Source organism: Gammaproteobacteria bacterium (ex Lamellibrachia satsuma) (assembly GCA_019623805.1).
In the GTDB taxonomy this organism is placed as follows: Bacteria; Pseudomonadota; Gammaproteobacteria; order Chromatiales; family Chromatiaceae; genus QGON01.
This window is the reverse complement of sequence record CP053680.1, coordinates 329,035-342,771: the sequence shown is the minus strand read 5'-3', so window position 1 is coordinate 342,771 and position 13,737 is coordinate 329,035. Positions and strand designations below refer to the sequence as shown.

Annotated in this window: 12 protein-coding genes; all 12 read right to left on the bottom strand. The window is 55.8% G+C overall.

Annotation, left to right across the window (positions count from 1 at the left end; genetic code table 11):
• Positions 1-18: 18 nt before the first annotated feature.
• The gene (locus tag HPY30_01510) at positions 19-1,044 is read right to left on the bottom strand and encodes an amino acid ABC transporter substrate-binding protein (GenBank protein ID QYZ64780.1); all 1,026 of its coding nucleotides are present in this window, start codon (positions 1,042-1,044) and stop codon (positions 19-21) included.
• A gap of 49 nt (positions 1,045-1,093) precedes the next feature.
• Complete coding sequence (locus tag HPY30_01505; protein ID QYZ67863.1) at positions 1,094-1,297, bottom strand: DUF2782 domain-containing protein; 204 nt, start codon at positions 1,295-1,297, stop codon at positions 1,094-1,096.
• 326 nt (positions 1,298-1,623) lie between these two features.
• Positions 1,624-3,432, bottom strand: coding sequence for an ABC transporter ATP-binding protein (locus HPY30_01500; GenBank protein ID QYZ64779.1), 1,809 nt, complete (start codon positions 3,430-3,432; stop codon positions 1,624-1,626).
• A complete protein-coding gene (locus HPY30_01495) occupies positions 3,432-3,830 on the bottom strand; it encodes a hypothetical protein (protein ID QYZ64778.1) in 399 nt (132 codons plus the stop codon). The genes HPY30_01500 and HPY30_01495 overlap by 1 nt, the downstream gene beginning before the upstream one ends.
• 97 nt (positions 3,831-3,927) lie before the next feature.
• Positions 3,928-6,384 (bottom strand): EAL domain-containing protein, encoded by a 2,457-nt coding sequence (locus tag HPY30_01490; protein ID QYZ64777.1) that lies wholly within the window; start codon positions 6,382-6,384, stop codon positions 3,928-3,930.
• A gap of 143 nt (positions 6,385-6,527) precedes the next feature.
• Positions 6,528-7,151 (bottom strand): V-type ATP synthase subunit D, encoded by a 624-nt coding sequence (locus HPY30_01485; GenBank protein QYZ64776.1) that lies wholly within the window; start codon positions 7,149-7,151, stop codon positions 6,528-6,530.
• Positions 7,148-8,566 carry a V-type ATP synthase subunit B gene (locus HPY30_01480; protein ID QYZ64775.1) on the bottom strand — a complete coding sequence of 473 codons (1,419 nt, stop codon included), beginning with the start codon at positions 8,564-8,566 and terminating at the stop codon, positions 7,148-7,150. Before HPY30_01480 ends, HPY30_01485 begins: the two co-directional genes overlap by 4 nt.
• Entirely contained in the window at positions 8,563-10,353 is a 1,791-nt protein-coding gene (locus HPY30_01475; protein ID QYZ64774.1) for a V-type ATP synthase subunit A, read from the bottom strand. The genes HPY30_01480 and HPY30_01475 overlap by 4 nt, the downstream gene beginning before the upstream one ends.
• A 27-nt stretch (positions 10,354-10,380) precedes the next feature.
• Positions 10,381-11,013, bottom strand: a complete 633-nt coding sequence (locus HPY30_01470; protein ID QYZ64773.1) for a hypothetical protein — start codon at positions 11,011-11,013, stop codon at positions 10,381-10,383.
• Positions 11,010-11,357 (bottom strand): ATPase, encoded by a 348-nt coding sequence (locus HPY30_01465; protein ID QYZ64772.1) that lies wholly within the window; start codon positions 11,355-11,357, stop codon positions 11,010-11,012. The genes HPY30_01470 and HPY30_01465 overlap by 4 nt, the downstream gene beginning before the upstream one ends.
• Positions 11,358-11,364: 7 nt before the next feature.
• Positions 11,365-11,802: an ATPase gene (locus tag HPY30_01460; GenBank protein QYZ64771.1), complete on the bottom strand. Its 438-nt coding sequence runs from the start codon at positions 11,800-11,802 to the stop codon at positions 11,365-11,367.
• 41 nt (positions 11,803-11,843) lie between these two features.
• A complete protein-coding gene (locus HPY30_01455; GenBank protein QYZ64770.1) occupies positions 11,844-13,721 on the bottom strand; it encodes a V-type ATP synthase subunit I in 1,878 nt (625 codons plus the stop codon).
• Between the last annotated feature and the right edge of the window lie 16 nt (positions 13,722-13,737).

The following is a 13,737-nucleotide window of genomic DNA, read 5'->3' as shown; positions in this document are numbered from 1 at the left end:
TGCTGGCCTCCTGATTAATTACCGCACGGGAGGCGCGTAGAGCAGGCCGCCATTTTGCCAGGTTGAATTGAAACCACGTTTCATTTTAAGCGGAGTCTGTTTTCCCAGATTGCGCTCGAAAACCTCACCGTAATTTCCGACCTTGCGGATGATTTGATAGGACCAGTCGTTTTCCAGGCCTAGAGATTTGCCGGAAGCGCCCGTCTTGCCCAGCAGACGCAGAACCTCGGGGGTGTGCGCGATCTCCAGAACGCGGTCGACGTTGTTGGAGCTGACCCCCATCTCCTCGGCGTTGATCAGGGTAAACAGCGTCCACTGGACGATGTCGCGCCAGTTATCGTCACCTTCACGCACCACCGGGCCGAGTGGCTCCTTGGAGATGGGTTCCGGCAGCACCTTATAGTCGCCAGGGTTTTTTGTGCTGGTGCGCAGGGAATAGAGCTGTGACAGATCGCTGGTGAGGACCTTGCAAGTGCCTTGCTCAAAATTCTTCAGTGCATCCACTGAGGTATCAGAGCTCACCAGACGAAGTTTCATCTGATGCCTGATGAAATACTCTTTTACGTTGGCTTCACTCGTGGTTCCACCGATAACGCAGATGCTGCTTCCATTCAGGGCGAGGGCGCTGCGTACTTTCATATCCTTGCGAACCATGAAACCCTGACCATCAAAATAGTAGATACCGGCAAAGTCGAGACCCGTGCCGAGATCACGGCTCATGGTCCAGGTGACGTTGTGCGCCAGTAGATCGATGTTGCCGTTCTGCAATGCCTGCAGACGTGTTTTGGTTGTGTGGGGAATGAATTCAACTTTTTCGGCATCGCCGAAGACCGCAGCTGCCACTGCGCGACAGAAATCGGCGTCCATGCCTTCCCAGCGACCTGCACTACTCTTCAGGGCAAATCCAGGCAAGCCAGTGTTGACTCCGCAGCGTAGTGTTCCGTGTTTTTTGACGGTTTCGAGCGTACTCGCAAGTGCGGTTGTGCTGACTGCTGCCAACAGGAGCCCGGTCAGTATCCATCGCATGATTCTATTACTGTTCATGGTGTTCTCGTTTGATTGGCTCATGTGCCGGTTTTTGGGGTGCGTTGAGTTACCAACTGAAAAGTGTCCATTTAGGCACATTGACATCGGCTGGGCCGCGTTTCATCTCCATTTCGCCGCTGCCGTCCGGATCAACCATATAATATGAGGGGCCGATATTCGGGGTCACTTTGATCATATAGAGATTATTGTTGACGCGGTACTCCTCCACCGTGCGGTTGTGGTGTTTCTCCAATGTGACGGCGGGCTCCATGTCGGGTAGGGAGAGGTCCAGTCCCGATGGCAGGGGCAGGGGATCATTCGCGAACACCAATGAACTGCAGCAGAGAATAATTAACACTGGCCACAATCCCGTTAAATTCGGAATCGTCGATGCGCAGTTTTGTTGTGAAGAGAGTGCCTGGTTGAACATTATCGCTCTTATCTCGTCCGTGGCTGGTCCCGGGTGATTGTCGCACTCGTCTGTATCTGTCTTCAACTTTAACTTTTTCATGGTGGTGTACTTGCAGGGGACAAACCGGACGGGGCTTCTGGCGAGTAAAACCGAATAGTGCTGTTTGACTCCGACCTCTTATGGATTTACTGCTGTCGGCCGTATAGGGAGGAGTAGAGGCCATTGTTTGCAATCAGCTCATCATGTCTTCCCTGTTCCACAATTCTGCCGTCTTCGAATACCAGAACCCTGTCGGCCTGTTTCACCGCGCTCAACCGATGGGCGATGATGATAGTGGTGCGGCCAGCCAAAAACTGTTGCAACGCCGAGTGGAGATTTCCCTCGGTTGTAGTGTCGAGGGCGGAGGTGGCTTCATCAAGGATGACCACGCTTGGGTTGGTCAAAACCATACGGGCAATTGCCAGCCGTTGTCGCTGGCCGCCGGAGAGACGCACGCCGAAACGGCCGATCAGCGTCTCCAGTCCCTGATCCATTCGCTCTATGGTTGCATCGAGCTGCGCGATTTTCAGCGCCTGCCAGAGTTCTGTTTCAGGGACATCGCGGCCAAGTGTGAGATTGATCCGCACACTGTCGTTTAGCAGCGCAGGGTGTTGCAGCACGGTTGCCACATGATCTCTTACCACGTCCATGCCGATTCTGTTGACCGGTACACCATCGAACAGCACCTGTCCCGAAGCGGGAGGGTAGAGTCCGAGCAGAATCTGCACCAGGGTGGTTTTTCCTCCGCCGCTCGCACCCACCAGTGCCACTTTTTCTCCGGCGGAAATTTGTAATGAAATATCCTTGAGCACGGAAGGTCCTTCACCATAGGCAAAATGGATATCGTTAAGCTCGACGGAGACGGTTGTTTTGTCTTTGAACGGGTTTTCCTGATGGGGATAGACGGGTTCCAGGTCGACCCGCATCAGCTGATTGATCCGGCTCAGTGCCGCCTGCGCGCTCTGGTAGGCGTACTGTACGTTCAATACCTCCTGCACTGGTCCCATCATGAACCAGAGGTAGGCAAAGACCCCCAGCATCTCGCCGATCGTGAGGTCGGAATAGAGCACCATGAACATGCTCACAGCGCGGAAAATATCGAAGCCGAAAAGAAAGATGACAAAGGAGAGTCGTCCGGCGGCATCACTCTTCCATGTGAAGGCGGCGGAGTGGTGGCGAATACTCTCCGCCTTGTCGATGATGCGCTGAATGTAGTGACGTTCCCGATTGCTGGCGCGGATCTGCTGGATCGCATCGAGGGTCTCTTCCAGAGACTCCTGAAACAACTGGAAGGCGGAGTTCTCCTCTCTTTTCAGGCGCTTTACCCGCCGGCCGAAAACCGTCGTGAAATAGATGACAATTGGGTTCAGCAGCAGGATGAACAGGGCAAGTGGCCAGTTTATCCAGAGTAGCACCAGGGCTGTGCCGGTTATGGTGAGCACCGCCACAAGAAATTTGCTGGTAGTCGTGCTGACAAAGTTGTCCACGGCAGCCAGGTCGGTTACCAGGTGGGATGCCACCGTACCGCTGCCGAGGGTCTCATAGGCGGACATGGAGATGTGCTCAAGGCGTTGCAGCAGGTCCCGCCGGATTAGAAAGATGACATCCTTGGCGATGCAGGTGAATTGGCGGGTTTGCCAGACACCGAGGATAAGGGTGATCAGACGTAATATCAGGGTAAGACCCAAAACTGCGAGAATATAGAGCGTCGGCCCCTGCCAACTTGCTGGGAAGAGGCTGTCGATAGTGGCTATTGCACGACCCGGCTGATTGAGCAGCACTTCGTCAACGAGTAGAGGGATCAACAGGGGGACGGGTACCGCAGCAATGGCGCCGAAGATGGCGATGATATTCGCAGCAATCAGCTCCCGCCGGTGCTGCAGGATCATGCCGGTCAGCTCATTCCAGGAGTAGTCCTGGTTGCGGACTGCCGTTTGAACACTGTTTGTAGCCATTAATCTTCGTAGCAGCGGCGATAGGCTTTGATCTGACGTAAAACCGCGATGCGGCGACGTGCTTCAAGAATACGGGCGTGCTCGGTATATTCCGCTGCACCCGAATAAGCGAGATAGCCATAGGCGGGGGGAAAGTAGAGAGTTCCGGCCCAGATGGCGCCGCCGTGAAGGGGGTCTTCATAGAACTGCGGTTTGTAGGAGTATGTGCGACGCTCAAGCATGGCAATCTCTTTGTCCAGATCCAGACAGGTTTTCGCATCGTCCCCCTCGTTAATAACAAAACGGTCGGGATGAGGGTAGAGCGGAAAAGTCGGCTGGGCCGCAGAGAGATTACCGGCCACGATTCCGAAAAACAGTACGCAGAGCAGTGAAATCGCTTTTGGGTATAAAGTAAACATTTCGATAACAGCTTCTCTACTGAAATAGTTGTTGTTTGAAGCGTAGGCCCGATCAAGCGAAGCGGATCGGGCCTACGCTATAGGCATATGTGCGAGTCTATTGCAGAACAGATTCGTCGAAATCGTAGATCAGGTTGTTTTCCGGCCGTTGTACAAAATTGCCCTGCACGAAATCGGCGCCGCTGCTCCAGAGTTTGGCGATGCTACTGGGGTTCTCCACCTGGGGTGCAATAACTTTGATGCCCAGACTATGGGCAGTAGTAATCAACTCTTTCAGATCACTGTTGTCCCGGTTCAACAGCGCAAGATCAATTTTGATGAAGCGAAGCGCCAGATGTTTGAGTGTCCGTAAGTCGTCAGACGTATTGGAAACACCGGTCAACAAGGTGCCTATGCCCATTTTCTGCAGTGTTTCGAAACAGGTTTTGGCAGATTTCAGGTGGTGAATTATATCGGAAAGGCGGAATTCAAAGGTAAGTTCACCCTCCTGAATGCGGCCGGTCCTGTGTTGTTCCTGCAGCCATGACATACGCTCCAAATCGTTCAGCAGGGCGGAGGATTGGGAGACGAAAAGGCGCACCTCCTGAGATTTTCCTCTGTTTTCAGAGATAATCGAAATTGCCTGCATCGAGGTCCATTGGTCCAGCTTGCCGATGACGCCCAGCTCTTCGGCAACTGAAATGAATGTGGCGGCAGTCAACAGCTGTCCGTTTGGAGATTTCAGACGCAGCAGTGTTTGATAGTGGGCATTGGCGGTACCCTGCAGAGACACCATAGGCTGAAAATAGATCTGGAAGAGGTTTTTCTGCATCGCCTCCTGTACCAGATTGGCCAGCCATAGATTATCTTCCTCATCTCCCTTTTCAACCTTTGGCGGGTTGTAGAGATAGGCTTGGTTGCCGCCGGCATTGTGCGCCATGCGACTTCCCCATTGTCCTTTGGAAACAATGCTGCCGGCATCCTGATTACTTCCATCGACAATACAGATACCGACGCTGACCGTTATGCTGATCGTGTTGCGTTCCAATTCAATGATTTTGTCTGCGACAGTTTCACAGAGTTGCTCCGCCAGTTCGGCCAGATCCTCATTTTTGTCCCGACAGGCGAGCAAGCCGAGGCTGCTGTCTCCAAAACGGGCCAGTACATCCTGGGGTTGCAGTAATCCGGAAATGATATTACCGGTCTCGGAAAGTATGACATCCATCCCGCCGATGCCGGCTACGTCAAGCGCCTTCTCCGGATTATCGATTTCGATGTAGAGCACTGCGGGAATATCTGCGACATGGGTATCCGTGCTGAGCGTCATCTCCACCCGTTCCAGCAGGTAGTGACGTGCAAACAGTCCAGTGGCTTTATCAAGACGGTCGGGAATGCCGAGCCTGTGGTGAATCTCCTTGGCCCGGTGGATTCGGTTTGTCACGGTGGAGATCAGGTGCTTTGGTCCAATGGGCTTGGAGAGAAAGTCCTCGCCGCCGAAGCTGAGGGCCTTGAGTTGCTTGTCCAGATCCTGCTCTCCCGAAAGAAAGACGATCGGGGTATCGACGAACTCATTTTGCTCCCGGATTACCGCAGTCAACTCTGCTCCGCTGGCGCCGGGCATATAGAGATCCATGAGGATCAGGTCCGGTTTGAAATCGTGTAGAACCTCCATTACCTGCAGAGGGTCAGTCACCGAGTGGGTTTCAAATCCCGCTTTATTGAGGATGGACGTAGCGAAAACGGCCTGAGCCGGATCATCCTCCACGACCAGTACACGGTATGGGACATGGCGTTGCTGTGACGTCAGCTCAACCATCCGTTGGGCAACAGTATAGGCATCGATCGGTTTGGCCCAGAAGGCGCTGGCATTGGTGCGCATTGCCTGCAAACGTGTCTGCAGATCGCTGGAGTCGGCGATGAATGCGACAGGCATGCCGGTGTTGCTGCCCTCTTTTTCGCGCCAGAGCCCCCCCTGCCTGGATTCAGGAAAGAGTTCAGGTAACCAGCGGATATGACTGATGAGGGCGCAGGTTTGAGAGGTGCCTCCCGCTGCTTTTTCCAGCAGGTCCGAGGGGTTGGCAAACGTGCCGATCTCGTATTGCATGGCCGCCAGATGTTTGCGTAGTCCTGGGATCTGCGAGTCATCAATGCCGAGGAGGTAGATCCTGCATGCCTCGGTGGATGCGGGGGCGGCAGGTTGCTCTCTCTCCGTTGGCGGTTTCGCCGGCAGCTGCTTGCATGAGTCGAGGGCCGCGTCCTTGAACGCGTGTACCAACCCGTCAAGGGTAACGATCTCGTCATGCACCGGTTTTTTCATTGTCCCGGTGTGTTGTGACAGATGTGCCTGTAGAGATTGGGCGCTGTTTTCTATCTGTTTGACGCCAAACTTGTCAGCAGCCTCCGCAATGGTGCTGATGCGCTCGCGCAGCTTGGCGAAAATCTCCGAATCCCAGTCACTCTGCACCAGTCGATGCCAGTTCTCCAGGATTGCGGCAATCCGTCCCGGAACCTGCTGCATAAAGGCATGCAACAGTTCTGCCTTGCGGATGCCAACGTCTGTGTTGTCACTACTCATATCGAATGGGGTACTCTGAGTCACCGGGTTTGAAGCCGGCTCGGAATAGTAGATTCACCTTGAAGATATCGTCCATGAGAATGGTTGTTATCCCGACGAATGATAACGGTTTATCAGACGGTTCGGAAGGGTGATGGGGGTAATCAGATGCGCTGCTGTTCCCTGAGAATCTTTACCTGAAAGAGGGTGTTACGTTCCTCCTCCTCAAGGGAGTTTTCAATGAAGCGGATAGTGTTCTTATATCGTGGAATAATGTTGTATTTCAAGGCGTTAACCCGCTTTTGTGCCTTGCGTTGTTCTGAAATCAGACGCCCCAGACTCATTTCTGCCTCCCCCAGTTTGGCCAATAGAAGGGCGGTTTCGGCAAAATGTAACCGGGTTTCGTCAAAACTGGGATCGGTGCCGAGCAGGCCGACGGGCTTCAGTGGGCGCAGTTTCGCAGTGACGGATGGGAATTCCACGCCGAGATTGCGTCTCGGCAGGATCTTCATCTCCAGCACCGGTTCGATACCCAACGCGGCCTGGAGCAGTGCGCGATTGCCCATACGAAGTTGCGCCAGGCTCAGCCAGTGATAAGCCAGTTTGATAGCGCCGTGTGCCTGGGCACGGAGTTTTCTGTATTCGGTCAGGCGTGAATAGACCAGTCGGGTCAGCAACTCACGCTTGCGCTCCAGCAGGCTATGCCCCTCATCCAGAAAGCGCAGCTGCCGTTTCAGGTTGAGGAGCGTGTTTTTGGTCGGTGGGGCCTTGATAAGTTGGGCCGTCATGCCAAGGGTTCCTTCTGCTCAGGCTGCTGGAGTTCGCTGCCGGCATGACGGTGGTATTTGGCCATCTCGGTCTCGGTGACACGGGTCAGGGCTGTCGTCGGCAGCAGGGAGAGTAACTCCCAGGCCAGGTTCAGGGTCTCCACAATGCTGCGGTCTTCATCTTCGTCCTGAGCCACGAAACGTTTCTCGAATGCGTCGGCAAATTCGAGATAACGCTGGTCTCTGGCAGAGAGTTCATCCGCACCGATGATTGAGGCCAGGTTGCGGGTCTCCAATGCCCTGGCATAGAGGGCATAGAGCTGATTCGAGACATGGGGATGATCCTCCCGGGTGAAGTCCTTGCCGATGCCGTCCTTCATCAGGCGGGAGAGCGAGGGTGAGATATGTACCGGCGGATAGACCCCCTGATTGTGCAGTTCCCGGCTCAACACGATCTGCCCTTCGGTGATGTAACCGGTGAGGTCGGGAATCGGATGAGTGATGTCGTCGCTGGGCATCGACAGCACCGGCACCAGGGTGATCGATCCGTGGCGGTCCTTGATCCGGCCGGAACGCTCGTAGATCTCCGCCAGGTCGGAATAGAGATAGCCGGGATAGCCCTTGCGTGCAGGTACGTCGCCTTTGGCGGTGGCCACTTCCCGTAATGCTTCCGCGTAGTGGGTCATGTCTGTCATGACAACCAGCACATGGCGGTCGAGGTCGAAGGCCAGGTACTCTGCGGCGGTGAGCGCCATGCGTGGAAGAGTGAGCCGTTCAACCGGCGGGTCATCCGCCATATTGATGAACATCACCACGTTGCCGAGCACACCGGAGGAGGCGAACTCCTCCTGGAAGAAACGTGCGTCGGAGTAGGAGACGCCCATCGCCGCGAAAACGATGGAGAAGCGACTCTCTTCATCCGGTAGTTTGGCTTGCCGCACGATCTGGGCGGCAAGTCTGTTATGGGGCAATCCCGAGGCGGAGAAGATCGGCAGTTTCTGCCCCCGCACCAGGGAATTAAGGCCGTCGATGGTGGAAATGCCGGTCTGGATGAACTCGCGGGGGTAGGTGCGCGCCGCCGGATTGAAGGCGTTGGCATTGATGCCCCGATGCAGACGGGAGACCACTGGCGGACGACCGTCTTTGGGTTCCCCCAGTCCGTCGAAGACGCGCCCCAGGATCTCAGGAGAGAGGCTGATCTCCAGTGGAGTGTCCAGAAAACGCACCCATGTGTTCTCCAGATCGAGGTGGTCGGTTCCCTCGAAAACCTGTATCAATACCTCAATGCCTGAACTTCGAATAACCTGACCATTGCGCCTCCTGCCCTGACTGTCCCGGATCTCCACCCGGTCGCCGAAAGCGATTCCCGGAACCTGACTGACGGTCAGTAGTCCTCCCCGGGCAGAGGAGACGGTGCGGTACTCCTTGGCACTCATGATGTCTGCTCCCCACGCTGAGCGTATTCGGACCGGATGGATTCAAAGCTTTTGATGGCCTGTTCGCGGAATACCCGCAGCTGATCTAGCTGGTCGGAGTCGTAGACCTCCTTGCAGCGTCGCAACTTGGCCAGAATCGGCAGATCCCTCAACTCCTGCACCGGCACACCCAGTTCGATCAGGTCGGCGCCCTGATCATAGATTGTGAGAAGTGTATCCAGCAGGAGGAACTGTTTCTCTGGAGAGGAGAAGGTATCCACAGGATCGAGCGCGCTCTGCTGCAGCACCCCCTCTTTGATCAGGGCGGCGCCCTCCAATATCCAGCGCTGGGCGGAAGAGAGCGCCTCCGGTCCCACCAGATTGACGATGCGGGAGAGCTCCGCATCCCTGGCGAGCATGCCCAGGGCCTGCCCCCTGCGCTTTTCCCAATCCCTGTCGACCTGTTCGTGCCACCAGGTGGCGGCGGTAGAGACATCTGCGGAGAAGCTGTCGACCCAGTCGATTGCCGGATAGTGGCGGGCGTCCGCCAGCTCCTTGGAGAGCGCCCAGAAGGTCTGGATGATCTCTTTGGTGTGGCTGGTGACCGGCTCTGAAAAGTCGCCTCCGGGTGGCGACACCGCACCGATCAGGCTCACTGAACCCTTGCCGCAGTCGTGGGTTTCGACCCGTCCCGCCCGTTCATAGAACGCGGAGAGGCGGGAGGCGAGATAGGCCGGGTAACCCTCTTCGACGGGCATCTGCCCCAAACGTCCAGAGACCTCCCGCAGGGCCTCGGCCCAACGGCTGGTGGAGTCTGCCAGCATCACCACGTCATGCCCCTGGTCACGATAGTATTCGGCAATAGTGATGCCGACGTAGATGGACGCTTCGCGGGCCACTACCGGCATGTTGGAGGTATTTGCCACCAACAGGGTGCGTTCCATCAGGGATCGCCCGGTGTAAGGGTCTTTGAGCTTGGGGAAGCTGTCGAGTACATCGACCAGTTCGTTACCACGCTCGCCGCAACCGACATAGATGACGATATCCGCATTTGACCAGCGTGCCACCTGGTGCTGCACCATGGTTTTGCCGGCGCCGAAGGGGCCGGGCACAGCGCCCTTGCCGCCTTTCAGGAGGGGGAAGAAAGTGTCGAGGATGCGCTGGCCGGTAATCAGGGGGTCGGAGCTGTGATCCCGGTGCAGATAGGGGCGGGGTTGGCGCACCGGCCAGCGATGAAAGAGTTGGAGTCTGCGTATCTTACCATCCGCTGTTTTTACCCGGGCAATGGTCTGATCGAGGCTATAGTCTCCCTCGGGAGCAATCTCAATCAGTTCGCCGCTGACATCCGGCGGCACCAGGATACGATGCAGCACCGACTCGGTCTCCTGCACACTGCCCAGCTGGATGCCACCACTGACTTGCGTGTTGGGTTCCAGGGATTCCGTCGGCGTGAAGGTCCATTGAGACTCCCGGTCCAGCGCGTCCGGACTCAGTCCTCTTGGAATCTGATCACCCGCCTGCAGAAACATCTTTTCAAGTGGACGCTGCACCCCGTCAAAGATACCGCCCATCAGGCCGGGTCCAAGTTCCACTGAGAGGGGATGGCTCAGCCCCTCTACCGGCTCGCCGGGACGCACCATCTCCGTGGATTCATAGATCTGTACCAATGCTTCGCTGCCCTGTAGGGAGATCACTTCGCCATAGAGACCCAACTCTCCGATCTTGACCTGTTCCCCGTTGGCTACACCGGGGAGGGTGATGGTCACGATGGGACCGTTGATATCTTTGATTATGCCCTGTTTTGTCATCTCTTTATTCCGCGATGGGCCTGGGGACTACAGCGACGCGCCGCTACGGGGTGGGGGCAGCAGGCGTTCAACGATGGCCTGATAAAGCCGATCTTCGAGCCGTTCCAGACGCCCTTCGAAGGTCTGATCCAATCTGATTCGATTGTCTTGGGTTCGAAGACAGAGTCCTCCAATGGTCTGAATAGGCTCTTCGGCCAGAAGGAGTTGTTTGCCCGGCACAGCGGCACCGGCAAATTCATCCCAGTTATTCTGTAGTCGCCGCTGATCGTTTGCGTTTAGCTCGACGACCAGTGTGTCGGCCTCGATCATCTTCGCGCCCCTGCTGAGGTAGGCTTGTAAAAGGGTGAAATAGCGGTTTTTATCCTGGGTCAACTCCGTCATGCGGACAGGTAGCCGTTCGATTACAGTCTGTACCAGATTCCAGCGCAGATGATCCATACGGCTGTGAAGTTTGAGTTCGTCGGCCTGTACCTTGCGCCGATAGGTACGATCCGCCATCGCCTTGGCCAGTAACGTCTCCTTCTCCTCCCGCAGTTGCAGTCGTTCGCTGGCATCACGCAGGATCACGTCACGACCCACCCTGGCTCGGTCGTGGCACTCATCGGCCATTGATTCTGCACGCATGAGGATCGAATGAGCCAGTTCGTCAACCTGATTCATAATTGGGTTCCTTCGTCACTGTCATCACCAATCAGCATGGCGAGTTGTGGGTCGATGCTGCATTGATAGCAGTTGGGATCATCCAGTGAGGGTACTTCTGAAAGTACGATTCTTCCGCCCTCGTTGCGTATCTGCCGGATGAGTTTTGAATCGAGCTTTTCCAGTGAGTGGTCGATGACGATGAAGGCGTGCTGCCGTTCGCTCAGTAATTCGCTGAACAGTTGCTCGATCTCCTGCAGATCCGGATCGGGCCGGGTTTCGAAACCGATGAGCCTGAAACCGTTGGCGAGCGAGGTGCTGCCCATAAATATCAGACGCGTCTGTTGCTGGGTTTCACTGGACATGGAAAACTTAAAGCTTGTCCAGCAGCAGGATACTTACGACCAGACCGTAGATGGCGATACCTTCGGCCAGACCCAGGTAGATCAGCGTGCGGCCGAATATCTCGGGTTTTTCCGCCAGCACCGCCAGGGAGGCTGCGCCAATGGGACCTACTGCTATGCCTGCACCGATGGTACTCAATGCGGTCGGGATACCTACACCGATGATACCCAGTCCCAAGCCGACGGAGATCTCACCGCCACTCTCAGCTACCGCAGGAGCGGCCATGACTTCCTGAACGCCAAAAAGGAGCAGTGTGGCCTGACCGGCGATGAAAAACAGCAGATTGAGACCAACAGTCGGCTTGAACCAGCGTTTGTTGATGGCAGCAGGTTTGATTTCCATCACTACGCCGGTAGCGATGATGCCCACAATGCCCAGGGTCATCAGGGTGATCAGCCAGTACATGTCGTGCTCCTTAGGTTTGAGTAGTGGAAGCGTTGCAGGTCCTACAGTGTCAATGGCTTAAAGGCCTTACCGTCTCCTGCGAAGAACCGGGAGAAGCCTTCGTAGTATTCCAGTCTCAAAACCTGGATGGTTACAATCAGACCTTCCAGGATGAGAATGAACAGATTGCCCAGTACCACGGTGATCCAATAACCGGTCTCCTCCATCATTCCCGCCAGGGTAAACACTGCAACGGCGAGGGCCACATGGTTGAGACTGAACGCAGCGACACGCAGGAAGGAGAGGGTGTTTGAAGCGTAGCCGGTAACGGTTTCAAGGGTCTCGATGGCGGCGACCAGAATCCGCTCCCCCGGAGGGGATGCCGTTCCCATCAGTTTGTAGGCGAAGAGAGCCACCAGACTGGATAGCGCCACGACAGCCGCCCCCACGCCAAAGGCGCCATCCTGATAGATGTTAAAGGTACCCCACAGGAGTCCGCCATAGAGTAACAGGCTGAGTATGCCGTTTTCACCGAACAGTGCGCCGCTGGGATCGTTCTGCTGCAGATGGTTGATGATGTTGAGCAGGGTGATGAGCACCAGAAAACCCACGCCCCAAATGAGTGCCATGGAGAGCATGTAGAGCGGATCCGACATGGGCGAAATCCAGATAGCGTGGATCACATGCTCATAGCCGAAGATACTGCCGTAAAGCAGACCGAAGACCATGGATGAGATGCCTGCGGCAACGGCAAACAGGGTAAATGAACCGAGTTTTCGGTGGGCTAGAATGCCGGAGATCAGAATTATTGCGCCATGTCCTACATCGCCAAACATCATGCCGAACATCAGGATATAGCTGACCGCGAACAGCAGAGTGGGGTTGACCTCCCCATAGCGGGGGATGCCGTACTGTTTGACCAGCAGAGAGAAAGGTTTGAGCAGACGGCTGCGGCTGATGAACGATGGCACGATCGGCCGTTCGTCCTCAGTGGGGTTGCGGCTTTCGAGGACCAGGGGGTTGTGCAACTTCTGCCGCAATCCCGCTTCGGCATTCACTACCTCCCGTGCCGGTATCCAGCCCTGTATCGCAGAGAGGCTCCCCTGGTTTCTTGCGGCATTTTGAACCTGGAAGTAGGGGGCTGCCTGGCGCAGGGTCTGGGCGGCTGCTGAGAGATGTCTCGCGATTGAAGTACGCCAGGCAGCGCTGCGTGACTCCAGTTGTTGTTGCCGTTGTTGTAGATCCGTCTGTTGCTTCCGCAGGCTCGTTTTTGCCTTCTCCGGTTCGCTGTGGAGGGCTTCGGGTACCTGTAGTGGGCGGAAACCGGCGGTGTCCAACACAGACTTCAGTTCTGCGGACTCACCATCCAGTGCACCGATGATAATAACGTGGGTTCGCGCCTCACGTTCGAGGAAGCGGTAAAGCAGATAGCCTGCCAGCCCCACGGCCTCTTCCAGTTGCTTGACTTGGGTGCGTGCAACCATGCCGATATGGATCTCGAGAAAACGGCTCTTCTGTTGCAGTCGCCCCAGATCGATATTCAGGTTACTGAAATTATCCAGGGTCTGCTCGAGTTCGTCGATGGCGTGGAGTTGATCTCGCAGGCGGTGCCGTTCCTCTTCAAATTCAGAACAGTCACTCCAAACCTCACCCAGCCAGTCGTTGGTCAGCTGCAAATCCGCCTCACTGACAGCGTGGACTTCCTTGTTATCCAGTGTGTCCGTATAGGCTACGTGACGGGCGATCTTGTCAAATCTCGATCGGGCCTGGGTGTAGAGATGACGGTAACCCTCCCCTGGGATCGAAGGCAGCTCTGCTTCCAGAATTGGCCGGGGGTCCGGTGCAAACACCCCCAGTTCCGCAAGTATCAGTGAAGCTTCCGGAAGATCACAGGTAAGCAGTTGGATCCGCAGATGTTTCATCGGCAGAGTGCTAAACATGATAGGGATCACTCTG

Coding starts and splice junctions, on each gene's coding strand:
- HPY30_01490 (QYZ64777.1), bottom strand. CDS start 6,384: ATGAGTAGTGACAACACAGACGTTGGCATCCGCAAGGCAGAACTGTTG.
- HPY30_01475 (QYZ64774.1), bottom strand. CDS start 10,353: ATGACAAAACAGGGCATAATCAAAGATATCAACGGTCCCATCGTGACC.
- HPY30_01455 (QYZ64770.1), bottom strand. CDS start 13,721: ATGTTTAGCACTCTGCCGATGAAACATCTGCGGATCCAACTGCTTACC.
- HPY30_01470 (QYZ64773.1), bottom strand. CDS start 11,013: ATGAATCAGGTTGACGAACTGGCTCATTCGATCCTCATGCGTGCAGAA.
- HPY30_01510 (QYZ64780.1), bottom strand. CDS start 1,044: ATGAACAGTAATAGAATCATGCGATGGATACTGACCGGGCTCCTGTTG.
- HPY30_01500 (QYZ64779.1), bottom strand. CDS start 3,432: ATGGCTACAAACAGTGTTCAAACGGCAGTCCGCAACCAGGACTACTCC.
- HPY30_01495 (QYZ64778.1), bottom strand. CDS start 3,830: ATGTTTACTTTATACCCAAAAGCGATTTCACTGCTCTGCGTACTGTTT.
- HPY30_01480 (QYZ64775.1), bottom strand. CDS start 8,566: ATGAGTGCCAAGGAGTACCGCACCGTCTCCTCTGCCCGGGGAGGACTA.
- HPY30_01505 (QYZ67863.1), bottom strand. CDS start 1,297: ATGGAGCCCGCCGTCACATTGGAGAAACACCACAACCGCACGGTGGAG.
- HPY30_01485 (QYZ64776.1), bottom strand. CDS start 7,151: ATGACGGCCCAACTTATCAAGGCCCCACCGACCAAAAACACGCTCCTC.
- HPY30_01465 (QYZ64772.1), bottom strand. CDS start 11,357: ATGTCCAGTGAAACCCAGCAACAGACGCGTCTGATATTTATGGGCAGC.
- HPY30_01460 (QYZ64771.1), bottom strand. CDS start 11,802: ATGTACTGGCTGATCACCCTGATGACCCTGGGCATTGTGGGCATCATC.